General features: G+C 66.7%; 23 protein-coding genes, 1 tRNA gene and 1 riboswitch. Of the genes, 11 read left to right on the top strand and 13 right to left on the bottom strand.

Annotated elements, in window-relative coordinates:
• Positions 1-22: 22 nt before the first annotated feature.
• Together AB4083_RS01365 and AB4083_RS01360 are read right to left on the bottom strand one after the other, a co-directional pair.
• Positions 23-703, bottom strand: coding sequence for a carbonic anhydrase (locus AB4083_RS01365; RefSeq protein ID WP_441605959.1), 681 nt, complete (start codon positions 701-703; stop codon positions 23-25).
• Positions 704-878: 175 nt separating this feature from the next.
• The gene (locus AB4083_RS01360) at positions 879-1,223 is read right to left on the bottom strand and encodes a hypothetical protein (RefSeq protein ID WP_441605958.1); all 345 of its coding nucleotides are present in this window, start codon (positions 1,221-1,223) and stop codon (positions 879-881) included.
• A 325-nt stretch (positions 1,224-1,548) separates the two neighbouring features.
• Here AB4083_RS01360 and AB4083_RS01355 point away from each other — a divergent pair, with 325 nt between their 5' ends.
• Complete coding sequence (locus tag AB4083_RS01355; RefSeq protein WP_441605957.1) at positions 1,549-2,967, top strand: porin; 1,419 nt, start codon at positions 1,549-1,551, stop codon at positions 2,965-2,967.
• Between the two features lie 125 nt (positions 2,968-3,092).
• Here the strand turns inward: AB4083_RS01355 and AB4083_RS01350 are convergent, their stop codons facing one another.
• Complete coding sequence (locus AB4083_RS01350) at positions 3,093-4,469, bottom strand: porin (protein ID WP_441605956.1); 1,377 nt, start codon at positions 4,467-4,469, stop codon at positions 3,093-3,095.
• A 229-nt stretch (positions 4,470-4,698) separates the two neighbouring features.
• Between AB4083_RS01350 and rnt the strand changes: the two genes are divergently transcribed.
• The 6 genes from rnt (at position 4,699) to phoU (ending at position 10,271) form a co-directional block, all read left to right on the top strand.
• Entirely contained in the window at positions 4,699-5,367 is a 669-nt protein-coding gene (rnt, locus tag AB4083_RS01345) for a ribonuclease T (RefSeq protein WP_441605955.1), read from the top strand.
• Between the two features lie 180 nt (positions 5,368-5,547).
• Entirely contained in the window at positions 5,548-6,579 is a 1,032-nt protein-coding gene (gene pstS, locus AB4083_RS01340; protein WP_441605954.1) for a phosphate ABC transporter substrate-binding protein PstS, read from the top strand.
• Positions 6,580-6,752: 173 nt separating this feature from the next.
• Positions 6,753-7,772: a phosphate ABC transporter permease subunit PstC gene (gene pstC / locus AB4083_RS01335; RefSeq protein ID WP_441605953.1), complete on the top strand. Its 1,020-nt coding sequence runs from the start codon at positions 6,753-6,755 to the stop codon at positions 7,770-7,772.
• Entirely contained in the window at positions 7,772-8,644 is an 873-nt protein-coding gene (gene pstA / locus AB4083_RS01330; RefSeq protein WP_441605952.1) for a phosphate ABC transporter permease PstA, read from the top strand. Before pstC ends, pstA begins: the two co-directional genes overlap by 1 nt.
• Positions 8,637-9,443, top strand: a complete 807-nt coding sequence (pstB, locus tag AB4083_RS01325; protein WP_441605951.1) for a phosphate ABC transporter ATP-binding protein PstB — start codon at positions 8,637-8,639, stop codon at positions 9,441-9,443. Before pstA ends, pstB begins: the two co-directional genes overlap by 8 nt.
• Positions 9,444-9,539: 96 nt before the next feature.
• Entirely contained in the window at positions 9,540-10,271 is a 732-nt protein-coding gene (gene phoU / locus AB4083_RS01320) for a phosphate signaling complex protein PhoU (RefSeq protein ID WP_441605950.1), read from the top strand.
• Positions 10,272-10,422: 151 nt separating this feature from the next.
• Here the strand turns inward: phoU and sugE are convergent, their stop codons facing one another.
• The 4 genes from sugE to rnr all read right to left on the bottom strand — a co-directional run bounded on the left by sugE (position 10,423) and on the right by rnr (position 14,514).
• Positions 10,423-10,746 carry a quaternary ammonium compound efflux SMR transporter SugE gene (sugE, locus tag AB4083_RS01315; RefSeq protein ID WP_441605949.1) on the bottom strand — a complete coding sequence of 108 codons (324 nt, stop codon included), beginning with the start codon at positions 10,744-10,746 and terminating at the stop codon, positions 10,423-10,425.
• Positions 10,747-10,922: 176 nt separating this feature from the next.
• Positions 10,923-11,204, bottom strand: a complete 282-nt coding sequence (locus AB4083_RS01310; protein ID WP_441605948.1) for a CBU_0592 family membrane protein — start codon at positions 11,202-11,204, stop codon at positions 10,923-10,925.
• Positions 11,201-11,947: a 23S rRNA (guanosine(2251)-2'-O)-methyltransferase RlmB gene (rlmB, locus tag AB4083_RS01305; RefSeq protein ID WP_441605947.1), complete on the bottom strand. Its 747-nt coding sequence runs from the start codon at positions 11,945-11,947 to the stop codon at positions 11,201-11,203. Before rlmB ends, AB4083_RS01310 begins: the two co-directional genes overlap by 4 nt.
• Positions 11,944-14,514, bottom strand: coding sequence for a ribonuclease R (rnr, locus tag AB4083_RS01300; RefSeq protein ID WP_441605946.1), 2,571 nt, complete (start codon positions 14,512-14,514; stop codon positions 11,944-11,946). The genes rlmB and rnr overlap by 4 nt, the downstream gene beginning before the upstream one ends.
• 139 nt (positions 14,515-14,653) lie before the next feature.
• On the opposite strand from rnr, the gene AB4083_RS01295 reads away from it, so the two are divergent.
• A tRNA-Leu gene (locus tag AB4083_RS01295) sits at positions 14,654-14,738 on the top strand.
• Between the two features lie 53 nt (positions 14,739-14,791).
• Here the strand turns inward: AB4083_RS01295 and AB4083_RS01290 are convergent.
• The 4 genes from AB4083_RS01290 to AB4083_RS01275 all read right to left on the bottom strand — a co-directional run bounded on the left by AB4083_RS01290 (position 14,792) and on the right by AB4083_RS01275 (position 18,518).
• The gene (locus tag AB4083_RS01290) at positions 14,792-15,952 is read right to left on the bottom strand and encodes an acyltransferase family protein (RefSeq protein WP_441605945.1); all 1,161 of its coding nucleotides are present in this window, start codon (positions 15,950-15,952) and stop codon (positions 14,792-14,794) included.
• 3 nt (positions 15,953-15,955) lie between these two features.
• Positions 15,956-16,741 (bottom strand): flavin reductase, encoded by a 786-nt coding sequence (locus AB4083_RS01285; protein WP_441605944.1) that lies wholly within the window; start codon positions 16,739-16,741, stop codon positions 15,956-15,958.
• Positions 16,742-16,880: 139 nt separating this feature from the next.
• Entirely contained in the window at positions 16,881-17,540 is a 660-nt protein-coding gene (locus tag AB4083_RS01280; protein ID WP_441605943.1) for a methyltransferase domain-containing protein, read from the bottom strand.
• Positions 17,541-17,594: 54 nt separating this feature from the next.
• Complete coding sequence (locus AB4083_RS01275; RefSeq protein WP_441605942.1) at positions 17,595-18,518, bottom strand: LysR family transcriptional regulator; 924 nt, start codon at positions 18,516-18,518, stop codon at positions 17,595-17,597.
• 146 nt (positions 18,519-18,664) lie between these two features.
• Here AB4083_RS01275 and AB4083_RS01270 point away from each other — a divergent pair, with 146 nt between their 5' ends.
• Positions 18,665-19,414, top strand: a complete 750-nt coding sequence (locus AB4083_RS01270; protein ID WP_441605941.1) for an SDR family oxidoreductase — start codon at positions 18,665-18,667, stop codon at positions 19,412-19,414.
• Positions 19,415-19,425: 11 nt separating this feature from the next.
• Here AB4083_RS01270 and AB4083_RS01265 read toward each other — a convergent pair whose 3' ends face one another.
• Both AB4083_RS01265 and AB4083_RS01260 read right to left on the bottom strand, forming a co-directional pair.
• The gene (locus AB4083_RS01265; RefSeq protein ID WP_441605940.1) at positions 19,426-21,081 is read right to left on the bottom strand and encodes an esterase/lipase family protein; all 1,656 of its coding nucleotides are present in this window, start codon (positions 21,079-21,081) and stop codon (positions 19,426-19,428) included.
• 47 nt (positions 21,082-21,128) lie between these two features.
• Positions 21,129-21,551 carry a VOC family protein gene (locus tag AB4083_RS01260; RefSeq protein WP_441605939.1) on the bottom strand — a complete coding sequence of 141 codons (423 nt, stop codon included), beginning with the start codon at positions 21,549-21,551 and terminating at the stop codon, positions 21,129-21,131.
• Between the two features lie 222 nt (positions 21,552-21,773).
• Here AB4083_RS01260 and AB4083_RS01255 point away from each other — a divergent pair, with 222 nt between their 5' ends.
• Together AB4083_RS01255 and gcvP are read left to right on the top strand one after the other, a co-directional pair.
• Positions 21,774-22,130, top strand: coding sequence for a DUF1428 domain-containing protein (locus AB4083_RS01255; RefSeq protein WP_441605938.1), 357 nt, complete (start codon positions 21,774-21,776; stop codon positions 22,128-22,130).
• Positions 22,131-22,392: 262 nt separating this feature from the next.
• A riboswitch (glycine riboswitch) is annotated at positions 22,393-22,489 on the top strand.
• A gap of 53 nt (positions 22,490-22,542) precedes the next feature.
• A complete protein-coding gene (gene gcvP, locus AB4083_RS01250; protein ID WP_441605937.1) occupies positions 22,543-25,413 on the top strand; it encodes an aminomethyl-transferring glycine dehydrogenase in 2,871 nt (956 codons plus the stop codon).
• Positions 25,414-25,494: the final 81 nt, after the last annotated feature.

Raw genomic sequence — 25,494 nt, 5'->3', positions numbered from 1 at the left:
TGGAACTCACTGGGCTGCTCCTTTAAGCCGCGGACGCCGAAGCCGCAAAGCGCGCATGCGGGCTTGCATCCGGCACTTTGCGGCTGGCCGGATCGATCATTACGAAGTGGCCGCTGTGCGCATCGAATGCACGCAGTTCCGCCAGGGCGATGTCGTACAGCCAGCCGTGGATGCTCACGCTGCCGTTGGCCATCGCGGCAGCGACGGCCGGCAAGGTGCGCAGATGTTCGAGCTGGCCGACCACGTTTTCCTCGGTGACGCGGCGCAGCGCTTCCTCGCCCTGCAGGTGCGGGCTGTTCTCCGCCACCACGTAGCGCGCCACGTCGGCATGCTTCAGCCACGCAGCCACCGACGGCATGTGCGCCACCTTGGCCGGCGCCAGCAGGCCCTTCATCGCGCCGCAGTCGGAGTGGCCGCAGATCACGATGTGCTTCACCTGCAGCACCTTCACCGCGTACTCGATCGCAGCGACCACGCCGCTCACGTGCTGCGCGTAGGGCGGCACGATATTGCCGATATTGCGGTAGACGAAGATCTCGCCCGGCAGCGCCGAGAAGATCATTTCCGGCATCACGCGCGAATCGGCGCAGGTGATGAACAGCGTATGCGGGCTCTGGCCGGTGGCGAGCTTCTTGAACAGCTCGCGCTGTTCCGGAAAGACGGTGCGGCGGAAGTGTTCGAAGCCTTCGAGCAGACGTTCCATGGGTATATCTCCCGAGCAGTAGGGGACTGGGCGGCAAACGGGCCGCCGAAATGAAGATGTGTGGGGATAGGCCTCGCACGGACATGGCGAGGCAGGGGCAGGCAAGCTGCCCTCAGGCGCGCGGAGACATCAGCCGCGGACGCTCAGGCGCCGCGACGGAAAGCGCGCAGGGGAATCAGGCGTTGGGAGGGGGGCAGATCAGCCCGGCCGCGCGTTCGTGCACGTCGGGCACCGGGCCGATGGCCACGGAAGGGGCGCGGTCATGCCACACGGACCACTCCATCGACTCGACCATGATGTCGTCCAGACACTGGTCGTCGATGGCGCAGGCGCCGGCAAGCGCGTCGGAACCGTCCTCGCCGTCGTCGGCGAGATCCTGGGCGATGTCGGCATCGACCACCGCCGCGACGGCGCTGCGCCCGTCCTTACCCATGCTCTGCGCCGTCGACGCAAACGTCACCAGCACGCCGAACAGGCATGCCATGAACAGGACGAAGACGCGGGAGTAGCGGAAGCGCATAACGCAAGAAGATACGGGCTTGCAGCGCGATGCTCAAGCCCTTGCAGCGCACAATTTTCGTCCAAGCTGAATATGGACGTCCATTTCGTTCAGTGCCGTGAAGCCAAAAACAAGGGTTTTTATGCGGGCTTTACTTCGGCAGCGAGCCGTCTCGCGCCACCGCCGTCACAAAACCGACATCCATGGCCCCTAGGCTCGCCGCCCCGCAAGCCGCAAGAAATTGCGCGCGCATCCGCCGAGCCGGCGCCGAGCATCCAGGGACGGAATCCACACGGCGCGGCGCGCACTCCGCCACGCGGCCTTTGCCGCCGATCCCTGGACGACCATGAAGAGAAAAAAACTCGCCTCGATGCTCTGGACCGTGGGCGCTGCCGCGCTTTCGGAAACGGCTGCCGCCGCCACGCTGGACTTGTACGTGGACCGCAAGACCCAGCAGATCTTCGCCGAACCCGGCCCCGGCAGGGTCAAGCTCGGCACCTTCATGCAGGTGGACGAAAACACCGGCGCCACCACGGCCGCAGCCGCAAGCACGCCGGCCGCAGCGCCCTCCTCCACCGTCGCCGCCATGCCGGCCGCCGAAGCGAAACCCGCCAAGCCGGCCGAGAAGAAGTGGTACGACCGCATCGCCCTGCGCGGCTATACCCAGCTGCGCTACAACCAGGGCCTGGGCGGCGACGCGGCCGATCTGCGTTCGCCCGGCGATCGCTTTATCGGCGACAACCAGGGCTTCGGCATCCGCCGCGCCCGCGTGGTGATCAGCGGCGATCTCAACGATCGAGTGTCGATCTACCTGCAGCCGGATTTCGCCAGCACGCCGACCGGTTCCAGCACCAGCAACTTCGCCCAGCTGCGCGATGCCTATGCCGACATTTACTTCGACAAGGACCGCGAATTCCGTGCGCGCGCCGGCCAGTCGAAAGTGCCGTACGGCTGGGAAAACCTGCAGTCCAGCCAGAACCGCATCACCCCGGACCGCGCCGATGCACTGAACTCCGGCGTGCGCGACGAACGCGATCTTGGCGTGTTCTTCTACTACACGCCCAAGCACGTGCAGGAGCGCTACCAGTACCTGGTGAAGTCCGGCCTCAAGGGCTCCGGCGACTACGGCGTGCTGGGCCTGGGTTTCTACAACGGCCAGGGCGCCAACCGCGCCGAGCAGAACAACAGCCTGCACACCGTGCTGCACTTCAGCTACCCGTTCAAATTCGCCAACGGGCAGTTCTTCGAAGTCGGCGCCGATGCGTACAGCGGTCGCTTCAAGGTCGCCACGCCGGCCTCGATCACCGTCAACGGCCGCAGCTTCACGCCGAAGGACACCGCGCCGGTGAACGGCTCGATCGACCAGCGCGTGGCGGTGCATGCCATCTACTATCCGCAGCCGTTCGGCCTGCAGGCGGAATGGACGGTGGGCCGCGGCCCGGAACTGGACCTGGCCAGGCGCCAGATCCGCACCAGGTCACTGCGCGGCGGTTATGTGCAGGCGACCTACAAGATCGACGGCGGCAGCATCGGCACGCTGTTCCCGTACCTGAAATGGCAGACCTATCGCGGCGCCTCGAAATTCGACACCAACACGCCGCGCATGCTGGTCGACGAAACCGAGATCGGCGTCGAATGGCAGCCGAACAATGCGGTGGAACTGGCGGTGGCCTACGCCAACATGCGCCGCACCAATGTCAGCTCCGCACCCTATCGGCGCATCGGCGGCGACCTGCTGAGGGTGCAGCTGCAAGTGAATTACTGAAGCGGCTTCGCCACCACACGTAGATTTTCTGGCTGCCGGAAAAAGCAAACGGCGGGCTTGAGGCCCGCCGTTTTCCGTCCTTGGGTAGAACTCCCTTCCGATAACCGCTGGCTCTTGAGGCGATGTCAGTAAGACAGCACGCCCCAGAAGCCGATCTCGTTGGTCTTATACTCGAACGCCCGGATCGGGCCTTCCAGCTTGTCGTGCTTCCAAGCGAACGCCAGGCGCAGGTTCTTCAGTGCGTCGTAGGCGATACCGGCGTTGTAGTAGGTGTCCTTCAGCTTGTTCTGCGGACCGCTGACACCCCACCACTTGTAGTCCACGCGGTCGTAGCGGGCGAACAGGGACCACTGCGGAGCGAAGGAGTAATCGCCGAACAGCGAGTAACCCTCGGCCTTGTCGCGCACCACGGCCGGGGCCGGCAGCACGCCGCTGAACTTCAGGACGTCGTCCCAGTTCTTGGCGGTGAAGTACTCGGCACCCACACCGAAGGTCTTGTCGCGGTAGGCCACCAGCACGTCGCCGCGGGTCGCGTTCTGGGTAGCCGCGCCGCTCTGCACCTTGTTGCCGCGCTTGCCGTCGTAGCCACCGACGGCGATGACCATCTCCTGGATCGGCTGGTAGCCGAAGCGGCCTTCCACGTCCACGCCATCCGAACGCGACGGGTTGCGGAAGCCGCGGCCGTTGACCACCGACAGCTGGTAGTTGACGGCGTTGTCGCCGGCGGTCGCGCCCAGGGCATGGATACCCCAGTCGGACGAGTTGCCGAACGAACCCACGCCCGCCGGGGCCACGCCCACGGTGCCACGGCCGCCGTCGATGCTGCGGTCGGTCAGGGTGTTCTCGATGAAGCGGTAGCCGTACCACTTCTCGGCGAACGGAATCCACGGCATGTCGGCCGCACCGAAGCGCACCGTGAAGAGCGGATCGAACGTGCCCTGCACGTAGGCCTTCTTCACGAACAGGCTGGTCTGGCTCAGCGTGGACTGGTAGTTGAAGTCGGTGGTCAGGTTGGCCGACCAGGTGTCGTCGAACTTGTGGTCGACGGTCAGGTAGAAACGCTTGACGTCGAAGCCGGTGCCGTTGACCGAACCGTGGCCGTCCTTGCTGACGAAGCCGCCGGTCTTGCCCTTTTCTTTGTGATCGGCGTTGGTCAGGTCGAAGAACATGGTGCCGCCGATCTTCGTGTTGTTCACGAATTTGTCGATCGTCGTCATCTTCTTGTCGGACGCGACCTGCGCCTTCTGCACGGCCTCGAGGTTCTGGCCGGTGGACACGTTGATGTCCGACTGGGCGTCAGTACGCTCTTCCAGCGCGACGACCTTGGCCTGCAGCTCGGCGAGCTGGGCCTTCAGCGCCTCGATCTCGGCGTTCTGCGACGTCTGCGAGCCCTGGCTGGAGGTCTGGGCAGCCTTGCCCTTCGTCGCCGGCTCCGCAGCCACGTGGAAACTGACTACGCCCAAACCGGCAGCAATCGCCACCGCGAGCAACTTAGAACGCATGGATGTTCTCCGTATGTTGGTAGACATTGCCTGGACCGCCCCCTCTCGATCGGCACGGCCAACCAGGTAATGGCCGGCAGCATGCGGTCGGTCCTTTACGATTCCGTGCTACTTGCATGACAAAACAAAGACACTGGTGCGACCGGCTGCAACAAAGCCACCGCCCGCCACGCCACGCCCACCCCAGGCCGATTCACGGCCGCCCCGGGCCGGCTGATATGCTTCGTGGATGGATAAATCGGAAAACCTGAGCAACAGCATGTCCAACCGGCTGGCCGACCGCTTCCGCGGCTTCCTGCCGGTGATCATCGACGTGGAAACCGGCGGCTTCGACGCCGAGCGCGACGCCCTGCTGGAAATCGCCGCCGTCACCCTGGACATGGACGCCGAGGGCTACCTGCGCCCTCGCCCGGCGGTCTCCGCCCACGTGGAACCGTTCCCGGGCGCCAACCTCGACCCGCGCGCCCTGGAGATCACCGGGATCGACCCGGACAACCCCTTGCGCGGCGCGCTCAACGAACGGGCGGCGCTGGACCATATCTTCAAGGAAGTACGCGAGCGCATGCGCGACGCGGACTGCCTGCGCGCCATCCTGGTCGGCCACAACGCCGCTTTCGACCTGGGCTTCCTCAATGCGGCCGTGCGCCGTACGGGCCACAAGCGCAATCCATTCCACCCTTTCAGCTGCTTCGACACCGCCACCCTCGGCGGCCTGGCCTACGGGCAGACGGTGCTGAGCAAGTCGGTGCAGGCCGCCGGCTTCGAGTTCGACACGCGCGAAGCGCACTCGGCCGTGTACGACGCCGACCGCACCGCCGACCTGTTCTGCGCGATCGTCAATCGCTGGCGCAGGCTGGAAACCTTCGAACGTGAGCACATCGGACTGGATGTGCTGTAGGTCGCGGAAAACCCTATAGATAAGGAATGCGCGAAGGCCGGATCGCAGCGGACGTTCCGGCCGATATGACAAGTTGTCATATCGCTGAAACATTCAGCTCATTTCATTGCAACACGGCGCGCATGAAATAGCGCTCGGGCGGGAATCCCCCGTGACCCTTATCACTAAGGAGCAACCGTGTTGACCTCTAGCAAATATCTCTCCCGTTTCGGCACGTCCGCTGTGTTCGCCGCGGCGTCGCTGTTCGGCATGTCGGCCCACGCCACGGACATCACCGGCGCGGGTTCGAGCTTCGTCTACCCGGTGCTCTCGAAGTGGTCCGCTGGCTATTCCGAAAAGACCGGCAACAAGCTCAACTACCAGTCGGTCGGTTCGGGCGCGGGCGTCGCGCAGATCAAGGAAGGCACCATCGACTTCGGCGCCACCGACGCGCCGCTGAAGGCCGAGGACCTCGCCAGCTTCAAGCTGGGCCAGTTCCCGGTGGTGGTGGGCGGCATCGTGCCGGTGGTGAACATCCCGGGCATCAAGGCCGACCAGGTCAAGCTCGACGGCGAGACCCTGGCCGACATCTTCCTGGGCAAGATCACCAACTGGAACGACCCCAAGATCGCTGCGCTGAACGCGGGCCTGAGCCTGCCGGCCAAGAAGATCACCGTGGTGCATCGCTCCGACGGTTCGGGCACCTCGTTCAACTTCACCAACTACCTGTCCAAGGTCAGCAAGGAGTGGGCGGAGAAGGTGAAGTTCGGCACCGCCGTCGAGTGGCCGACCGGCGTGGGCGGCAAGGGCAATGAAGGCGTGTCGCAGTACGTCAAGCAGATCCCGGGTTCGATCGGCTACGTCGAGTACGCCTACGCGAAGAAGAACACCATCGCCTGGGTCGACCTGAAGAATTCCGCCGGCCAGTTCATCGTCCCCAGCGCCGACAGCTTCGCCGCTGCCGCCGCCACGGCCGACTGGACCAGCGCCAAGGACTTCAACGTGATCATGACCAACGCCCCGGGTGCGCAGGCGTGGCCGATCACCGCCACCACCTGGGTGGTGATGTACAAGTCGCCGAAGAACGCCGAGCACACCAAGGTGGCCTTCGAGTTCTTCAAGTGGGCGCTGAACAGCGGCCAGGGCGACGCCGCCTCGCTGGACTACGTGGCCCTGCCGGCCTCGCTGGTGCAGAAGATCGAAGCCTACTGGGCCTCCGAGTTCAAGCACTGATGACTATCGCGGCGGGTCGTGAAGCGACCCGCCGCCACCGGCACGGAAGCCGGCTGCGGGATCGGGCCGCCCCTTCGCAGGATGGGGCGGCCTGTTGCTGAACAGCGCCGACGCGGCGCCCAATCCATCGACCGGCCGGCCATGCCGGCCGGCGTTGCCAGGAAAGCGAAACCATGCAAGCGAACGAGGCCGCGGCAGCGCCCTTTTCCACCCAGGAAGTCCGCGCGCATCGCGATGCCCGGGACGACCGCCTGTTCGGCTGGCTGCTCAAGGGCTGCGCCCTGCTCGTCCTGGCCAGCCTGCTCGGCGCCGCCGGCTCCACGCTGTGGGGCGGCCGCGAAGCCTTCGCGCACTTCGGCTTCGGCTTCCTCACCAGCAGCGAGTGGAACCCCAGCGACGACGTCTACGGCGCCCTGGTGCCGGTGTTCGGCACGCTGGTCACCTCGTTCATCGCTTTGCTGGTAGCGGTGCCGATCAGCTTCGGCGTCGCGCTCTATCTTTCCGAGGTGGCGCCCCCGTGGCTGCGCACCCCGGTGTCCTCGGCCATCGAACTGCTGGCCGGCATTCCCTCGATCATCTACGGCATGTGGGGCCTGTTCGTGTTCGCGCCGTTCTTCGCCGACCACGTCAAGCCCTGGCTGACCAGCTACCTGGGCAACCAGCCGGACGACGGCAAAGTGTCCTGGGTGGCCGAGCACATCCCCTTCATCGGCCGCATGTTCGGCAACGACAACCCGTTCGGCGGCAGCGTGCTGACTGCGGGCATCGTGCTGGCGGTGATGATCATCCCGTTCATCTCCTCGGTGATGCGCGAAGTGTTCCAGACCGTGCCCACGCGCCTGAAGGAGTCGGCCTATGCGCTCGGCTCCAGCACCTGGGAAGTGGCCTGGGACATCGTGCTGCCGTATACCCGCTCGGCGGTGATCGGCGGCATCTTCTTAGGTTTAGGCCGCGCGCTGGGCGAGACCATGGCGGTGACCTTCATCATCGGCAACAAGATGAAGCTGTCGCCCTCCCTGCTCGATCCGGGCGCCTCCATCGCCTCCACCATCGCCAACCAGTTCGGCGAGGCCGCCGGCCTGCAGAAGTCCGCGCTGATGGCGCTGGCCTTCCTGCTGTTCGTGGTGACCTTCATCGTGCTGATGATCGCCCGCCTGATGCTGCGCCGACTCGCCCACAAGGAGGGCCGCTGATGAAGTCCTCCTCGCTGTATCTGCGCCGCCGCATCACCAATGTGATTGCGCTCGGCCTGAGTTCGGTCGCGACCCTGATCGGCCTGATATTCCTGGCCTGGATCCTGTGGGAAACCCTGCGCCAGGGCATCGGCGCGATCAACTGGAATCTCTTTTCCAAGATCTCGGTGTATCGCGAGAACGGCGGCCTGGCCAATGCGATGGTCGGCAGCCTGATCCTCGACCTGCTCGGCATCGCCATCGCTACCCCGATCGGCGTGCTGGCTGGCACCTGGCTGGCCGAATATGCCAACCGCACCAAGCTGGGCGAGTCGATCCGCTTCCTCAACGACATCCTGCTGTCGGCGCCGTCGATCGTGCTGGGCCTGTTCGTCTACACCATCGTGGTGCTGCCGACCACCGCGCTGACCAACGGCAACACCACGTTCTCCGGCCTGGCCGGCGGCATTGCGCTGGCGCTGATCGCGCTGCCGGTGATCGTGCGCACCACCGACGAAATGCTGCGCCTGGTGCCCTCCACCCTGCGCGAGGCGGCGCTGTCGCTGGGCATCCCGCAGTGGAAGCTGACCATGCAGATCCTGATGCGCGGTGCGCGCTCGGGCATCATCACCGGCGTGCTGCTGGCGCTGGCGCGCATCAGCGGCGAGACCGCGCCGCTGCTGTTCACCGCGTTCGGCAACAACTTCCTGACCTTCAACCCGATGGACAAGATGCCGAGCCTGCCGCAGGCGATCTACGAATACACCAAGGACCCGGACCCGGCGATCAACTCGATCGCCTGGGCCGGCGCCTTCGTCATCACCATGTTCGTGCTTGCGCTTAGCCTGCTCTCCCGCCTGATCCTCTCCCGCAACAAGGTGTCCCATGACTGAGTCCGCCGCCGCCGGCATTCATCCGCAGCCTGCCGCCGTGCTGGCGCCGACCAAGCTGCGCGTGCGTGACCTGAATTTCTACTACAACGGATTCCATGCGCTGAAAGGCATCAACATGGACATTCCGGAGAAGAAGGTCACCGCCATCATCGGACCCTCCGGCTGCGGCAAGTCCACGCTGCTGCGCATCTTCAACCGCATCTATGCGATCTACCCGAAGCTGGAAGCGAAGGGCGAGATCATGCTCGACGAGGAGAACATCCTCGACACGCGCTATTCGATGAACAAGCTGCGCAGCAAGGTCGGCATGGTGTTCCAGAAGCCGGTGCCGTTCCCGATGACGATCTTCGAGAACGTGGCCTACGGCATCCGCCACCACGAGCGCCTGTCGCGCGCCGACATGGAGATCCGCGTGGAGCAGGCGCTGCGCAGCGCCGCGCTGTGGGACGAGGTGAAGGACAAGCTCAAGCAGAATGCGCTCGGCCTCTCCGGCGGCCAGCAGCAGCGCCTGTGCATCGCCCGCGGCATCGCCCTCAAGCCCGAAGTGCTGCTGCTGGACGAGCCCACGTCGGCGCTGGACCCGATCGCCACCGGCCGCATCGAGCAGCTGGTGGAAGAGCTCAAGAGCGAGTACACCATCGTCATCGTCACCCACAACATGCAGCAGGCGGCCCGCTGTTCGGACCTCACCGCCTTCATGTACCTGGGCGAGCTGATCGAGTTCGACCGCACCGAGCAGATCTTTACCAAGCCGGGCAAGAAGCAGACGGAAGACTACATTACCGGTCGTTTCGGCTAAGCATTATTGCTCCCTCTCCCCTCCGGGGAGAGGGCTGGGGTGAGGGGGCGCTCTGGCGATACCCTGTCCAACCCGACTCAAAACGAGACCAAACACATGAGCGGCAGCAACAAGGAACACATCATCAAGAGCTACGACGACGAACTCGCCCGCCTCACCGGCGAGATCGTGCGCATGGGCGAACTGGCCGTGACGCAGCTCGAATCGGCCATCGACGTGGTCGAGCGCCGCGACGAGCGCGCCGCCCAGCGCGTGGTCGCCAACGACGACGCGATCGACCAGCTCGAACAGGAAATCAGCCACGACGTGGTGCGCCTGCTGGCCCTGCGCGCGCCGATCGCCGGCGACCTGCGCAACGTGTTCGCCGCGCTGCGCATCGCCGCCGACATCGAACGCATCGGCGACTACGCCGCCAACGTGGCCAAGCGCTCGATCCCGCTGTCGATGGTGGCGCCGGTCGCGCCGACCAATGGCCTGGGCTATCTCGCCGAGCTGGCCGCCGGCGAAGTGCGCGAAGTGCTGGTGGCCTACCGCGACCGCGACGCCGAGCGCGCCTACCAGGTATGGAAGGACGACGCGCTGCTGGACGAGGCCTATACCGGCTACTTCCGCCAGCTGCTCACCTACATGATGGAAGACCCGCGCAACATCACCCCGTGCACGCATCTGCTGTTCATGGCCAAGAACATCGAGCGCATCGGCGACCACGCCACCAATGTCGCCGAGAACATCTGGTTCCAGGTGCACGGCGAGCCGCTGACCACCCAGCGCAGCAAGCGCGATTTCACCTCCAGCCCGGAAATCACCAAGCTGGGCGATCGCGAGTAAGGCTGATCGGTTGCAAAAAAAGCCCGCCGATCGGCGGGCTTTTTGATTGTGCAGGTTGGGGTGAGCCGCAGGCGAACCCCAACCATGCGATGCGCCTGGCCACGTTGGGGTTCGCCTTTGGCTCACCCCAACCTACGCCGGATGACGTCGCTCAATGCGCCCCGCCGGTGAGCTTCAAGCCGATGATGCCGGCGAAGATCAAGGCCACGCACAACAATCGCGCCGGCGTCGCCGGATCGCCGAACAGCACGATGCCGAGGATCACCGCGCCGACCGCGCCGATGCCGGTCCACACCGCATAGGCGGTGCCGATCGGCAAGGTCTTCACCGCCAGCGCGAGCAGGACCACGCTCACGGTCATCGCCGCCACCGTGCCCACGGTGGGCCACAGGCGGCTGAAACCTTCGGTGTATTTCAGGCCGATCGCCCAGCCGATCTCGAACAAGCCGGCGAGCAGAAGATAGATCCAGGGCATGACAGACTCCTTGGGAGCCGGTCCACGCACGCCTCACGCGTGCGGACGGCATCCGACGCAACTGCAGGGCCGTCCCTGCGGGAGAAGAGTACGAGCGGGGCCGTCCCCGCAAGCCGGCCGGAAGGCCGGGCCCGCGCATTTTAGCAAGCCGCGCGCCCCGCCTCCTGACCCGCTATTCAGCTGATGCGGCTCTCCACGCCCTTCAGCTCGCGCCGCACACGCGCACTGTTGAAGATGCCGTAGATGCCGATCACCAGCCACGCCACCTGCATCACGAAGGCCGAGGTGTTGAAGCTGCCGAACAGCAGGGACAGCATCACGCCCAGCGCACCGAGCACATTCATCAGCTGATAGACCAGGCCGTTGCCGTGCAGCTTGCGCGCCTGCAGCAGCAGGAAGGCCAGCAGCACCAGCGCGACGCCGATATAGCCGGCCCAGTCGTGCCACAGGATATTCATCGCTTCGCACTCCTTTGACGCAAGGCCTCGAACAGGACCACGCCGGTGGCGACGGAGACATTGAGGCTCTCCATCGTGCCGGGCATCGGGATCCTGGCCAGGAAATCGCAGGTGTCGCGCGTGAGCCGGCGCATGCCCTCGCCTTCGCTGCCGAGCACCAGGGCCACCGGGCCCTTCAGGTCGATGTCGTAGATCGAGGTTTCGGTTTCGCCGGCCAGGCCGGTGATCCACACGCCCGCATCCTTCAGCGTGCGTAGTGCGCGCGCCAGGTTGGTGGCGGCCACCAGCGGCACGCGGTCGGCGCCGCCGGCCGAAGCGCGGCGCACCACCGGGGTGAGGCCGACGGCGCGGTCCTTCGGCACCACCACCGCGGTGACCTTGGCCGCCGCCGCGCTGCGCAGGCAGGCGCCGAGGTTGTGCGGATCGGTGACGCCGTCCAGCACCAGCACCAGTGCGTCCGGCCCGGCCTGCTCGATCAGTTCGGGCAGGTCGCCCTCGTCGGCCATCGGCGGCGCCTCGTAGCGCGCCACCACACCCTGGTGGCGGGCTTCGCCGGCGACCTTGTCCAGCTGCTCGCGCGGACGGTGGTACACCGGAATGCGCAACGTCTTGGCGCGCTCCGCCAGCTCAAGCACGCGTGCGTTGCGCTGGCCGTTCTCGACCAGCACTTCGCGCACGCGTTCGGCGTCGTTGCTCAACGCGCCTTCGACCGGGTTGATCCCGACGATCCAACTCTCGCTCATCGCTTGCCCTTGCCTTTATCGGGCCGCGGCTTGCCGGACGAATGCCCGGCCTTGCCTTGTTTCGCCGGAGTCTTGCCGCCGCCCGTGGTTTTCGCCTTGGCGCCGCCCTGGGAGAAACGGGATGGCGGCGCCGCATCGCGCGCATTATCGCGCGACGGCGCCGGTTTGCGTCCCTGCTCGGGAGCCTTGGGCAGCTTGGGCAGCGAATAGCGCTCGCCCGCCTGCGCGTAGTCGTAGGCGCGGCCCGAACGCGGCGGTGCGACCGCCTCGCTCTTGGCGACCAGGCGGAAGTCGATCTTGCGGTCCTCCAGGCTGGCACGCAGCACCTGCACGCGCACGTGGTCGCCCAGGCGGAACTGCGCGCCGCTGCGCTCGCCCTTCAGCAGATGGCGGATCGGATCGAAATGATAATAGTCATTCGACAACTGGCTGATATGCACCAGGCCGGACACCTTCGACTCCTTCAGCTCCACGAACAGGCCGAACGAGGTGACGCCGGTGACGGTGCCGTCGAATTCGCTGCCCACGTGCTTGGACATCCACGCGCACTTGTAGCGCTCGTCCACGTCGCGCTCGGCTTCCTCGGCACGGCGCTCGCGCTGCGAGCAATGCAGTGCCATCGCGGCCATCTGCGCCGGGCTGTACACGTAGTCGGCCGGCTTGCCGCCGTCCACCGCGTAGCGGATCGCGCGATGCACCAGCAGGTCCGGATAGCGGCGGATCGGCGAAGTGAAGTGCGCGTACGCCTCCAGCGCCAGGCCGAAGTGGCCCCGGTTGTCCGGCTGATACGCCGCCAGGCTCTGCGCGCGCAGCAGCACCGACTGCACCAGCTCGCGCTCGGGACGGTCCTGCACCATGCGCAGCACGTCGGCGAAATCGCCGGGGGTCACTTCGTCCAGCGGCGGCAGGCGCAGCTTGAATTCGCGCAGGAACTGCTGCACATCCTCGTACTTCTCTTCCGGCGGCTGCTCGTGCGCGCGGAACAGCGCGGGGATCTTCTTCTTCGCCAGGAACATGGCCGCCTGCACGTTGGCGGCGATCATGCATTCCTCGATCAGCTTGTGCGCGTCGTTGCGCTGGGTAGCGCCCATCGCCACCACGTCGCCGGTGTTGTCCAAGCGGAACTTCACTTCCGGCGTTTCGAAGTCGATCGCGCCGCGGCGCTTGCGCTGCGCGGCCAGCAGCTTGTACAGGCCATGCAGGTTTTCCAGCTGCGGCAGCACGTTGACCAGCTCGTGGCGCGCATCCGCATCGTTGAGGCCGATCGCCTGCCACACGCGGTCATAGGTGCAGCGCGCATGCGAGTACATCACCGCGCTGTAGAACTTCGAGCGGATGACCTCGCCCTCCTCGTCCACCGTCATGTCGCACACCATGCACAGGCGCTCGACCTTCGGGTTGAGCGAACAGATGCCGTTGGACAGCGTCTCCGGCAGCATCGGCACGACGAAGCCGGGGAAATAGGTGGACGTGCTGCGCTCGTACGCCTCGCGGTCCAGCGCGCCGCCGACCGGCACGTAGTGCGACACGTCGGCGATCGCCACCACCAGGCGGTAGCCGCCGCCGCGCCTGGGTTCGGCGTAGACCGCATCGTCGAAGTCGCGCGCATCAGCGCCGTCGATGGTCACCAGCGGCAGCGCACGCAGGTCCACCCGGCCCTCGCGCTCGGCGGCGGTCACCTGCGGTTCGATCTGGGCGGCATCGCGCGTCACTTCCGGCGGCCATTCGCGCGGCAGGTCGTAGCTGGCGATCGCCATCTCCACCAGCAGCGAAGGCTCCAGCCGTTCGCCCAGCACGGCGAGGATGGTGCCCATCGGGCCGCGATGCGGCGTGGGCTGGTCGGTGATCTCGATCACCACGATCTGGCCGTTGCGCGCGCCCTGGTCCTGGCCGGGCTTGATCATGATGTCCTGGTGCAGGCGGCGGTCATCCGGCGCCACCATGGTCACGCCGTTCTCCATCACCACGCGGCCGACCAGCCGCGGCGAGCGGCGCTGCAGCACTTCGACGATGGCGCCCTGCTTGCGGCCGCGCCGGTCCAGGCCGACCACGCTGGCCAGCACGCGGTCGCCGTGCAGCACCAGGCGCATCTGCTGCGGCGACAGGTACAGATCCTCGGTACCGTCCTCCGGCCGCAGGAAGCCATAGCCCTCGGCATTGGCCAGCACTAGGCCGGCGATCAGGTCGAGCTTGTTGCTGGGCGCATAGCCGCCGCGGCGGCCAAGCAGCAGCTGCCCGTCGCGCACCATCGCGCCCAGGCGCTTGCGCAGCGCATGCAGGTCGTATTCGTCGTGCAACTGCAGCGACTCGGCGATGCGCGCCTCGCTCAGCAGCTCGCCGTGCTCGGTGAGCAGGGCGAGGATCGCCTCGCGGCTGGGAATCGGCCGCTCGTAGCGCTGCGCTTCGCGCTCGGCATGCGGATCGGCCTCGCTCTTCGCGTCACCGCGGACCGACGGCGGCGCGGCGCGCTTGCGCGATTCAGGCGCCGCCTTGCCGGCCGGGGCCTGGCGGTTCGAGGTCTTCTTCTTGCCGGGGTTAGCCGGCTGGTCCTGGTCTTTTCGGGTCACTTATCAGCCTTGATGGATGGCGCCATGCCAAGCGTGGCAAAGCGCGATGAAGAAACGGTAAAAGGATAGTTGACAACCCACTACTCCATCCTTAATCTACGCGGCTCACGCAGCTCGCTTAGCGCGGTGCGGGACACCTGCCCAGGTGGCGGAATTGGTAGACGCACTAGTTTCAGGTACTAGCGGGTAAAACCGTGGAGGTTCGAGTCCTCTCCTGGGCACCAATTGTAAACGAAGCCCGCCGCAAGGCGGGCTTCGTCGTTTCAGATCCTGCCGATCAGGCGGTAGACGCGCTGTTGGCGTGCTTCCCCCGCAGCCGCCAGGGCACCGAAAGCTTGGACAGCCGCGCGCGCGTCCATGCCGACAGCGGCCGCTCCACATAGCGGAACAGCGCCCAGGCGCAGATCACTGCCATCACCGGGCGCGTCAGCAGGAGCACGATCTCGAATGCCGGATGGCTTAAGGAAAGCGCGGTGGCAACGCGTTGCATCAGCTCGAACACATAGACGTGCACCAGATACAGCGAATACGAGATGCCGCCCATCCATACGGACCATCGCGGCAACTTGAGCGCATCGATCTTCGCCAGCAGCACGATGCCGACGAACACGATGGCCAATGGCGCACCCCATCCCAGCGGACCGAAGAAATTCACCATCCCCAACGGCTGCCAGACCATCCACAGCAACGTCAGCCATAGCATCGCGACGGCGTAGACCATGGCGGCCGATCCGATCCTGACGCGGGAACCGTAAAGCCAACCAGCCGCCATGCCGGCGACGAAATCCCACACGATCGGGTTGATGGCGAGATTGGCGTATCTGGACCATGCCACCAGCGGTTGTGCTGCCACCTGCAGGGTGTAGCCCCCGCGCCAGAGCGGAATCGCCAGCAAGGTCAAGGCAAACCATGCCGCCATGACGACGTAGCGCCAGCGGCCGAAGAACATCGCCAGCGCGAACACCAGATAGAAATACCACTCGAAGCACAGCGTCCAGGCAACACCTACGGCCATCTGGAAATAGATGCCCGATGCGCCCGGGTCATGCGGAATAAAAGCGAGTCCTTCCGCATACGAAAGGACGAGCGCGCGGTCGAGCCATCCGCCAAAGCCATGTTCCACCACCAGGGCGATCGGCGTGATTACCGCCAGCAACGGCCAGATCCTGGCGAAGCGCCTGGCCAGGAACTGCCCGACATAGGCCTTGCTTCCATCGAAGTCGCGCGTGGTCCACACCATCAGAAAACCGCTGATGATGAAAAACAGATCGACGCCCATCGCCATCGGCAACAGCACCTGGTCGGCGATCGCTTTGCCCGCCGCCGTGCCCAGCAGCATGCTGCGGCTGTGCACCATCACCACCATCAGCGCGGCGAGACCTCGCAGCGCCTGAATCCATGCCAGCTTGTGCGCGTCCGTCCGCGCGAGTCCATCCACGCGCTACGCCTCCGGCAAGGCCTGGTGCCGCCGGCGCCGATAGGCCTGATGGAAGCCGGCAGTGTGATGCAACTGGACGCCTTCCTCGCGCTCCTCGGTGGCGGCAATGCGCGCGAGGAAGAACGTATGCGAACCGATCACCTGGCTATGCACGATCGCGAGCTCCTGCACGCGCAGCGCACCGGCCACCGTCGGCAGGCCGAACTCCTTCGAAGGCCGCGTGGGCAACGGCAGCGCGCTCCAATCCTGCGGCGCCCGCTTGTGATGCGCAGCGAACTTGTAGACCACGCCCTTCATCGCCGCCGGAATATGCGAGAGCGCCACCCGGCGAACCTCGCGCATCACCGGCTCGGAGACATTGGTGCTGCGCAAGGCCAGCGAGTACAGCCCGCTTCGCTCCAGCGGTCCGATCAGGTCCATCGGAAAGATATTGCGGTGCCCTGCCCCATCGACCGACACCAGCACCACCGGCCGCGGACACAGGTAGGCGATCATCAACTGCTGCGCCGCGGCCGGCGGCATGTTCAAGTGATTCGACGCGGCGTGCCTGGCCATGCTGCGGTTCTGCAGCCACGCGTTCCACCGGCGCAGCGGCCATCCGAGGCAGCGATGCTCGCCGGCTTCGATCCGATAGAACGCCAGCGGCGCCACGTCGGCAGTCACCGACGTAGCGCGCACCAGCTGCAGGCTTCCGAGCAGGCGCCCGCTGGCGCTATCGCGGTATTCGAGAACCGGATGCGCGCCGCCATCGACACTGGTCGCGATGGTCAGCGGATGCAGCGACGCCACCGTGTGATCCGCCGTGACATCGTCCGCCCGGCCATCCCCGCGCAGCGTGGCCGTCACTATCCGCGATGACGGCGCCACCCCCACCGAAGACCATTGCGGCAAGGGGCGCACGAACGGCCTGAGCCAGTCCTTCCACATATCAGACACGCCGGAACAGCAAGAACATATACAGGCTGGCAACCATGCCCAGACCTCTCGGCGCCATGCGTTCCAGCCGGAAATGCGGCGCCGCGGCCCGCGCCACCACGCCGGGCGCAAAACGATGCACGCCGCTGGCGGTGTCGAAGGTGTAACGGCCATGGCGCACCAGCGCGAGCAGATTCCTGCGCCACCAGCCGTAGCGTGCATCGCCGAGATAGTAGGGATTGAGCATGCTGGCCAGCACGAATCCGCCCTCGCCCACCACGCCTGCCAATTGCTCGAACAGCGCCACGTGATCGGCGAAATGATTGAGCACGGCAAAGTTGGCGGTGACCGCCTGCACCTTGCAGCCCAGCCGGGCTTCCAGCGCGATCACGCGGCCGCCGGCGATCTCGTCGCGGCAATGGATTTCCAGATACTCACGCATCGAGTCCGCGGGTTCGTAGACAAACGTCCGGTGACCGCGCGCGGCATAAGCCTTGGCATCGATCCCGGTACCGGCGCCGAAATCCAGTATCTCGTCCCCGTTGCCGAGCAGCCCCAGCGCCATCCGCTGAAACCTGTCGCGCACGGCTACATCGCGCTTCGAGGACATGAAGATGCGGTGGTACTGCGCCCCGGTATGCACGTGATCGATGGCCTCGCGGTAGCGACCCATGGATGTTGGCTGGGTGTGAGTACCTCGCTGGCCAGGAAAGGTTGCCCTGGGGTGTCACCCCTCGGCGAACGCGTCCACCCCGTCGACCAGCCGCCTGGCCAGCCGTGGTTGCGCGAACTGCTCCAGCCACCAGGCCAGCGCGCGGCCTTCGTGGTCGCCGCGCCAGGCCACGTAGAGCGTGTTCGGCTCGCGCGGATCGGCGGTGCGCCTGGCCACCAGCTCGCCGCGCTTGAGCAGCGAGGCCACACGTTGTTTCGGCAGCCAGCCCACGCCCAGGCCTTCGCGCTGGGCCAGGATCTTGGCGTGCATGCTCGGCACGGCCAGCACCGCCTGGCCGCCCTGCAGGCCATAGGCGCGTCCCGCCGACTGGCGCGCGGTGTCGGCCACCACCACTGCGCGATGGGCCTGGATCGCCTCGCGCCCCAGCGGCTCCTTCTGTTTGGCCAGCGGATGCCGCGGCGACACGGCGAAGACCCATTCCAGTGCGCCCAGTTCGCGCCATTGCAGGTTGGGCATCGATGGCGGCTCGTTGGTCGCGCCGACCACCATGTCGGCACGGCCATCGCGCAGGGCTTCCCAAGTGCCGCCGAGCACTTCGTGGGTGACCCGCAGGTTGACACCCGAAGCAAGCGCATCGAAGGCGCGGATCACCGGCAGCAGGGTGGCGAACTCCAGCAGTTCGTCGGTGACGATCCACAGCCGGTCTTCCCAGCCACCGGCGACCTGCTTCACGCGCCGGCTCAGGCGCGAGCTTTCCAGCGCCAGCCGCGCCGCCTCCTGCGCGAGCAATTGCCCGGCCGGCGTCAGTTGCAGGCGATAGCGGCGGCGGTCGAACAGCAGCGCGTCGAAACGCGCTTCCAGTTGGCGAGCGGCATGCGACACGGTGGACGGCGCCTTGCCCAGCCGCACTGCCGCACGAGACAGGCTGCCGCTTTCGCGGATCGCCTCCAGCAGGGCCAGTTCGTCGTCCGACAGCATGCTGCTTCCCCCGTGCGATGTGCGCCGCGATGCTACGGCAACACGTTCGATCCCGTCGAACGTTTCCGTCGAAAAGCCGGCACGGCATCGGTCCGGCTGGAGCGCAGCATCTGTTCCAGGTCCAACCCACTACCTGGAGACAAGCCATGAACCGTTTCGCCAACCAGACCATCCTCGTCACCGGCGGCAGCAGCGGCATCGGCCTCGCCGCCGCCAAAGCGTTCGCCGCCGAAGGCGCGCGCGTGGTCATCACCGGCCGCGACACCACCGCACTGGAACAAGCCGCCGCCGCCATCGGCCCGGGCACGCTGGCCGTGCGCAACGACGCCGGCGATGTAGCCGCCGCGCGCCAGCTGGCCGGCGCTCTCGCCGACCAGGCCATCCGCCTCGACGCGGTATTCATCAACGCCGGCATCGCCCGCTTCGCCGCGTTCGCCGAGGTGCAGGAGAACTTCTGGGACGAGATGTTCGACATCAACGTCAAGGGCGCCTACTTCCAGATCCAGGCGCTGCTGCCGCTGCTGAACCGCGGTGCTTCGATCGTGCTCAACGGCTCGATCAATGCGCATATCGGCATGCCGGCTTCGTCGGTCTACGCCGCCAGCAAGGCCGCGTTGATCTCGCTGGCCAGAACCCTGTCGGGCGAACTGCTGGCGCAGGGCATCCGCATCAACGTGATCAGCCCCGGCCCGATCGGCACCCCGCTGTACGGCAAGCTGGGCCTGGACGCGGCGACGTTGGAGAGCACCGCTGCGCAGATCCAGAACCAGGTACCGCTGGGCCGCTTCGGTACCTCGGAGGAACTGGCTTCGACCGTGCTGCATCTGGCCTCGCCCGAATCGGCCTTTATCGTCGGCACCGAAATCATCGTCGACGGCGGCATGAGCCAGTTGTAAGCCGCGCAAAGCTACGGCGATTCGCCCAGCGTCTTCACGATCAGGTTGATCGCCTCGTCGTTGCGGTACACGCGGTGCCCCGAGGTCACCGTAGTGGTGGATACCGCACCCGGCAGGAAGCTGCTTTCCAGCGGCACCACGCCATCGCCGGGCACCGCCTCGCCCGGCAGGCTGCCGGCGATGGTGTAGTAGCGCACGCCCGGCACCGGCAGCAGCGACCATGCGGCGTGGCTCACCGGTTGGTCGGGCCTCAGCGAGCTGATGCTGCTGAGGCCGCGCTCGCGGTAGGCGCGCAGCAGGTCCGGCTGGATTTCGTCGGGGTTGGCCTTGACCAGGCGCGCGATCGCATCCAGTTCGGATCCACCCGGCTTAACCAGGCGCAGCGCCAGGCGGCCGAAGAAATCTTCCGCGACCGGGCTGCCGTGATGCGGCGTGGCCAGGAAGAACGCGGTATCCACCCCGGGATACGGCACGAAGCGCAGCACGCGGCGCATCGTCTCGATGTCGTCCGTGCTGCCGTGCAATTGCTGCTCCGGCACCAGGAAGGCGGCGCGCCACAGCACGTCGCCGCTGTCGGCGGTGAGCAGCCGCGCGATGATGCCGCCCATGCTGTGGCCGACCAGCACCAGCCGTGCGCGCGCCGCATCGTGCGCAGCGGGATCCACCGCCGCCCATGCATGGTCGAGAAAACCCTGCACGCGCAGCCGCGACAGCAGCACCGGCGCATTGGTCTGGTACACCACGTGCCACACCTGGTAGCGCGAACGCAGTGCCGGCGTGCCCTGGATGCGGTTGGTCAGCCGCGCCCATACCAGCGGGCTGCCGGCCAGGCCGTGCAGCATCACCACCGGGATCTTGCCGGGGTCGTAATCCTCCAGCAGGTACACGCCCTGGCGCTGGCCGATGTCCTTGCCGTTGACCAGCAGGTTGCGGATCGCCAGCTGCTTGAGCTGCGACGAGTCGGCCAGCATGGCGTAGGGCGCGGTGGTGTCCATCGACAGCACGTATTCGCGCGGGCCGATCGCCACGCTGCCCAGCTTCAGCGGATCGGCGAAGACCAGCCGCGGCGTGCCGCCCTCCGCATCGGCCTCGATCCACGCCACCGCGGTGCGCGTCACGCCCTCGGGCGGGAACAGGCGGCAGCGCGGCGTGCCTTCGCAACGCCGCGTGGCGGCGACCAGGGCCACGCCGAAGCCGTTGGTGGCGAAACGCTGGCCGAACATCAGGCTGGAGATCTGGATGCGGTCGGCGCGCACGAACATCGGCGCGCCAGCCAGGTCAGGCGACAGCGTTCCCAATTGGACCGCCAGCGGATCGCCGCCGATGTCGAGGGTGCGCGCCTTCCAGTGTTCCGCTTCGGTCGCCAGCAGGAAATCGAGCAGGTGGCCGGTGCATTGCGTATCGAGCGCGACCGCCTCGTCGGCGACCGGGCCACCCGCCAGAGCGGCGCGATAGGCACCTGCGGCACAGCGCAGCCAGCCGCGCGCCGCGCGCTCCGGCGCGGCCTGCCGCATGGCGTCCATGGCCCAGCTCTTGGCCACGCTCAGGGTGGCAGCGGGTGCGGATGGCACGAGGCGGCGCACCGGCGGGGCGCACGCCGCCAGCATGCCGGCCAGCGCCAGCAGCCCGAACACGCGCCCGCACCATCGGTTCAACCCGTCGCGCATGAAGCCCCCTTCGATGCGTCGCCTTGCGCCTGGACCTGGCCTTGCGCCTAGACCTGCGCCGGCGGCCCTTTCAACTCGATCATGTTGCCCTGCGGATCGTACAGATACAGCGAGGGGCCTTCGCCCTCCGCACCGTAGCGCGAACCGCTCTCGCCGATGCGCGCACCGTGGGCTTCCAGGTGCGCGCGGATGGCGGCCTCGTCGTAGCCCTCCACCGCCAGGCAGAAATGGTCCACGTTATGGCCTTCCTGGCCGGGCGCCGCGCCGCCCAGGCGGCCCAGTTTGGTATCGATGCCGACGATATCGATCAGCGAGGTGCCGGCACGCAGCTGCACCAGGCCGATCGCCTCCTGCCGCCGCTCCACCGTGCAACCGAGCACGCGGCAGTAGAAGTCTTCCAGCGCGGCGGGGTCGATGGCGCGCAGCACGATGTGGTCGAGCTGGCGCAGGCGGAAGGGGGGATGGCTCATGCTGCGGTACCTGAATGCGAGGAGGAGTTGTACCAGCTACGCAGTGGTGCTGGCGGGCTGAAATGCAAGTTTTCGATGGCGGGGACGGGGGCGATGGGTCAATCGAGCCGGTCTCCTTGCGGCACGCGATCTCGCACAGTCCCGTGTCGATCCCGCGCACGCTCATTCGTCGCATGCATGAAGGCGGCCATCTCGGCCGCCCCCTCCCCCGAGGAAACTGCCATGTCCTACATCGATGGTTTCGTGATCGCCGTACCCAACGCCAACCGCGAACAGTTCATCACCCACGCCCGTACCTTCGACGCCATTTTCGTGGAGTTTGGCGCCATCCGGGTGGTGGAGTGCTGGGGCGACGACGTGCCCGACGGCAAGCTCACCGACTTCCGCCGCGCCGTGCAGGCGAAGGAGGATGAATCCGTGGTGTTCTCCTGGGTGGAATGGCCCGACAAGGCCGCCCGCGACGCCGGCATGGCGAAATTCATGCAAGACCCGCGCATGGAAGCCGCCGCCGACTGCCCTTTCGATGGCAAGCGCATGATCTTCGGTGGCTTCGTGCCGGTGGTCAGCCTGCCGGGCTAGGCAAGCGCCGATTTTGCCGGTCAGCGCCGCACGTCCGCTGGCCGGACTTTGCTTCCGGAATCCCATCGCTTGGCCACAGTGGCCAAGCGATGGCTCAGCGCGCATCCGGGAGAGGGTTGGAACAAGGGTTCCAGGCCCGGGGGGCGAATCCAGGGCCGACATCGTATAATCGCCCCCTTAAAGCGCGGTGGGAGAAGCGGACACGTCCGCTGCCGAAGGCGCAACGCCCGTAATCGCTCAGGCTCCCATACCACCGACGCTGCGGAACAACTCTGGAGAGACCGGTTAGATCCGGCGCCGAAGGGGCACGAAGCGCAACCCGCTTCCAAACTCTCAGGCAAAAGGACAGAGGGGCGCCTGACGTGCGGCACGCACGTCCTGCTTGTATTAGGCCCCCTTGGACGCCCACGTCATGACCCAGCACGCCTCCCCTTCCCTGCGCGACCTCGAGCACCACGAAGCTTTCATCGAGCGCCATATCGGCCCCAACGACGCCGAGATCGCGCACATGCTGCGTGCGATCGGCCACGACTCGCTGGAGTCGATGACCGACGCCATCGTCCCGGGCCAGATCAAGTCGGCCGCGCCGCTGGCGCTGGCGCCAGCGATGACCGAGGTGGAGGCGCTGGCGAAGATCCGCGCCATCGCCAACAAGAACAAGGTGTTCCGCAGCTTCATCGGCCAGGGCTACAACGGCACGCATACGCCGAACGTCATCCTGCGCAACATCCTGGAGAACCCGGCGTGGTACACGGCCTACACGCCGTACCAGGCGGAGATCTCGCAGGGCCGCATGGAGGCCCTGATCAACTTCCAGACCATGGTGGCCGACCTCACCGGGATGGACATCTCCAACGCCTCGCTGCTGGACGAAGCCACCGCCGCGGGCGAGGCGATGACGCTGGCCAAGCGCTCGGCCAAGTCCAAGAGCAACGTGTTCTTCGTCGCCGACGACGTGCACCCGCAGACGCTGGAAGTGCTGCGCACCCGCGCCGACGGCGTGGACATCGCGCTGCAGGTCGGCCCGGCCGCCGATGCCGCCAGCGTCGACAGCTTCGGCGTGCTGCTGCAGTACCCCAACACCTACGGCAGCATCCACGACTACCGCGCCGCCGCCGAAGCCGTGCATGCGCGCGGCGCGCTGGTGGCGGTCGCCACCGACCTGCTCGCGCTTACCCTGATCGCCTCGCCCGGCAGCTGGGGCGCGGACATCGTGATCGGCAACAGCCAGCGCTTCGGCGTGCCGTTCGGCTTCGGCGGCCCGCACGCCGCCTACCTGGCCTGCCGCGACGCCTACAAGCGCTCCATGCCGGGCCGCCTGATCGGCGTGTCGGTGGATGCCGAAGGCAAGCCGGCCTACCGCCTGACCCTGCAGACCCGCGAGCAGCACATCCGCCGCGAGAAGGCCACGTCCAACATCTGTACCGCGCAGGTGCTGCTGGCGGTGATGGCCAGCATGTACGCCGTGTACCACGGCCCCGAGGGCCTGCAGCGCATCGCGCGCCGCACCCATCGCCTGGCCGCGATCCTGGCGGCGACGCTGCGCAAGGCCGGCCTGGACGTGGGCGGCGAGTTCTTCGATACGCTGCGCATCACCGGCGTCGACGCCGACGCGATCCACGCCAAGGCGGCGAGCTTCGGGCTCAACCTGCGCCAGATCCACGGCCAGTGCGTCGGCATCAGCCTGGACGAGACCACCACCCGCGCCGACGTGCAGGCGCTGGCCGACCTGTTCGGCGCGGAGCTGGGCGATATCGACGAAGTCGACGCCGCCACGGCGGACGCGCTGCCCGCCGCGCTGCTGCGCCAGGAAGCGTTCCTGCAGCACCCGGTGTTCAACACCCACCACAGCGAGCACGAGCTGCTGCGCTACATGCGCTCGCTGGCCGACAAGGACCTGGCGATGGATCGCACCATGATCCCGCTCGGCTCCTGCACCATGAAGCTCAACGCCACCGCCGAGATGATCCCGGTGACCTGGCCGGAATTCGGCAATATCCATCCGCTGGCGCCGGCCGCGCAGACCCAGGGCTACAAGCAGCTGATCGACGAGCTGGAAGCGATGCTGGTGGAGTGCACCGGCTACGACGCGGTGAGCCTGCAGCCGAACTCCGGCGCGCAGGGCGAATACGCCGGCCTGCTGGCGATCCGCGCCTACCACCGCTCGCGCGGCGACGAGCACCGCGACGTGTGCCTGATCCCCGAATCCGCGCACGGCACCAACCCCGCTTCCGCGCAGATGTGCGGCATGACCGTGGTGGTGACCAAGTGCGACGCCAACGGCAACGTCGACCTGGAAGACATCCGCGCCAAGGCCGGGCAGTACAGCGAGCGCCTGGCCGCGCTGATGATCACCTACCCCTCCACCCACGGCGTGTTCGAGGAAGACGTGGTCGCCATCTGCGACATCGTGCATAAGCACGGCGGCCAGGTGTACACCGACGGCGCCAACATGAATGCGCTGGTCGGCCTGGCCAAGCCGGGCAAGTGGGGTTCGGACGTCTCGCACCTCAACCTGCACAAGACCTTCTGCATCCCGCACGGCGGCGGCGGCCCGGGCGTCGGTCCCTGCGCGGTGAAGTCGCACCTGGCGCCGTTCCTTCCACGCACGCTCGGCGGCGAAGGCACGGTGGGCATGGTCTCGGCGGCGAGCTTCGGCTCCGCCTCGATCCTGCCGATCAGCTGGATGTACATCACCCTGATGGGCCAGCAGGGCCTGCGCAAGGCGACCCAGGTGGCCCTGCTCAACGCCAACTACATCGCCAAGCGCCTGGCCGCGCACTACGAGACGCTGTACACCGGCCGCAACGGCCTGGTGGCGCACGAGTGCATCCTGGACCTGCGCCCGCTCAAGGACGCCACCGGCATCAGCGCCGAGGACGTGGCCAAGCGCCTGATCGATTTCGGCTTCCACGCACCGACGCTGAGCTTCCCGGTGGCCGGCACGCTGATGGTGGAGCCGACCGAGAGCGAATCGCAGCACGAGCTGGACCGCTTCATCGACGCCATGATCCAGATCCGCGAGGAAATCCGCGCGATCGAGGACGGCCGCCTGGACCGCGAGGACAACCCGCTCAAGCACGCCCCGCACACCGCCAACGCCGTGGTCGGCAGCGAGTGGACCCACGCCTACCCGCGCGAGCTGGCGGTGTTCCCGCTGCCCACCCTGCGCCTGCAGAAGTACTGGCCGCCGGTGGCGCGCGTGGACAACGTCTACGGCGACAAGAACGTGATGTGCGCGTGCATCCCGATCGATGCGTACAAGGAAGAGGCCGAGGCGTAAGCCGACGCTTCGATCCGCGCTCCGCGACAGGCCCCGCTCCGGCGGGGCCTGTTCGTTTCGAGGGCCGGTTCACGGGAATGA

It is taken from the genome of Dyella sp. 2RAB6 (assembly GCF_052115385.1).
Classification (GTDB): domain Bacteria; phylum Pseudomonadota; class Gammaproteobacteria; order Xanthomonadales; family Rhodanobacteraceae; genus Dyella_D.
The sequence above is the reverse complement of the archived record's forward strand: the minus strand, read 5'-3'. Positions and strand labels throughout refer to the sequence as shown.

Bases quoted from the DNA above. Each gene is read 5' to 3' on its own strand.
- AB4083_RS01365 (WP_441605959.1), bottom strand. From the start codon at position 703: ATGGAACGTCTGCTCGAAGGCTTCGAACACTTCCGCCGCACCGTCTTT.
- AB4083_RS01360 (WP_441605958.1), bottom strand. From the start codon at position 1,223: ATGCGCTTCCGCTACTCCCGCGTCTTCGTCCTGTTCATGGCATGCCTG.
- AB4083_RS01355 (WP_441605957.1), top strand. From the start codon at position 1,549: ATGAAGAGAAAAAAACTCGCCTCGATGCTCTGGACCGTGGGCGCTGCC.
- AB4083_RS01350 (WP_441605956.1), bottom strand. From the start codon at position 4,469: ATGCGTTCTAAGTTGCTCGCGGTGGCGATTGCTGCCGGTTTGGGCGTA.
- rnt (WP_441605955.1), top strand. From the start codon at position 4,699: ATGGATAAATCGGAAAACCTGAGCAACAGCATGTCCAACCGGCTGGCC.
- pstC (WP_441605953.1), top strand. From the start codon at position 6,753: ATGCAAGCGAACGAGGCCGCGGCAGCGCCCTTTTCCACCCAGGAAGTC.
- pstA (WP_441605952.1), top strand. From the start codon at position 7,772: ATGAAGTCCTCCTCGCTGTATCTGCGCCGCCGCATCACCAATGTGATT.
- pstB (WP_441605951.1), top strand. From the start codon at position 8,637: ATGACTGAGTCCGCCGCCGCCGGCATTCATCCGCAGCCTGCCGCCGTG.
- phoU (WP_441605950.1), top strand. From the start codon at position 9,540: ATGAGCGGCAGCAACAAGGAACACATCATCAAGAGCTACGACGACGAA.
- sugE (WP_441605949.1), bottom strand. From the start codon at position 10,746: ATGCCCTGGATCTATCTTCTGCTCGCCGGCTTGTTCGAGATCGGCTGG.
- AB4083_RS01310 (WP_441605948.1), bottom strand. From the start codon at position 11,204: ATGAATATCCTGTGGCACGACTGGGCCGGCTATATCGGCGTCGCGCTG.
- rlmB (WP_441605947.1), bottom strand. From the start codon at position 11,947: ATGAGCGAGAGTTGGATCGTCGGGATCAACCCGGTCGAAGGCGCGTTG.
- AB4083_RS01280 (WP_441605943.1), bottom strand. From the start codon at position 17,540: ATGGGTCGCTACCGCGAGGCCATCGATCACGTGCATACCGGGGCGCAG.
- AB4083_RS01275 (WP_441605942.1), bottom strand. From the start codon at position 18,518: ATGCTGTCGGACGACGAACTGGCCCTGCTGGAGGCGATCCGCGAAAGC.
- AB4083_RS01270 (WP_441605941.1), top strand. From the start codon at position 18,665: ATGAACCGTTTCGCCAACCAGACCATCCTCGTCACCGGCGGCAGCAGC.
- AB4083_RS01265 (WP_441605940.1), bottom strand. From the start codon at position 21,081: ATGCGCGACGGGTTGAACCGATGGTGCGGGCGCGTGTTCGGGCTGCTG.
- AB4083_RS01260 (WP_441605939.1), bottom strand. From the start codon at position 21,551: ATGAGCCATCCCCCCTTCCGCCTGCGCCAGCTCGACCACATCGTGCTG.
- AB4083_RS01255 (WP_441605938.1), top strand. From the start codon at position 21,774: ATGTCCTACATCGATGGTTTCGTGATCGCCGTACCCAACGCCAACCGC.
- gcvP (WP_441605937.1), top strand. From the start codon at position 22,543: ATGACCCAGCACGCCTCCCCTTCCCTGCGCGACCTCGAGCACCACGAA.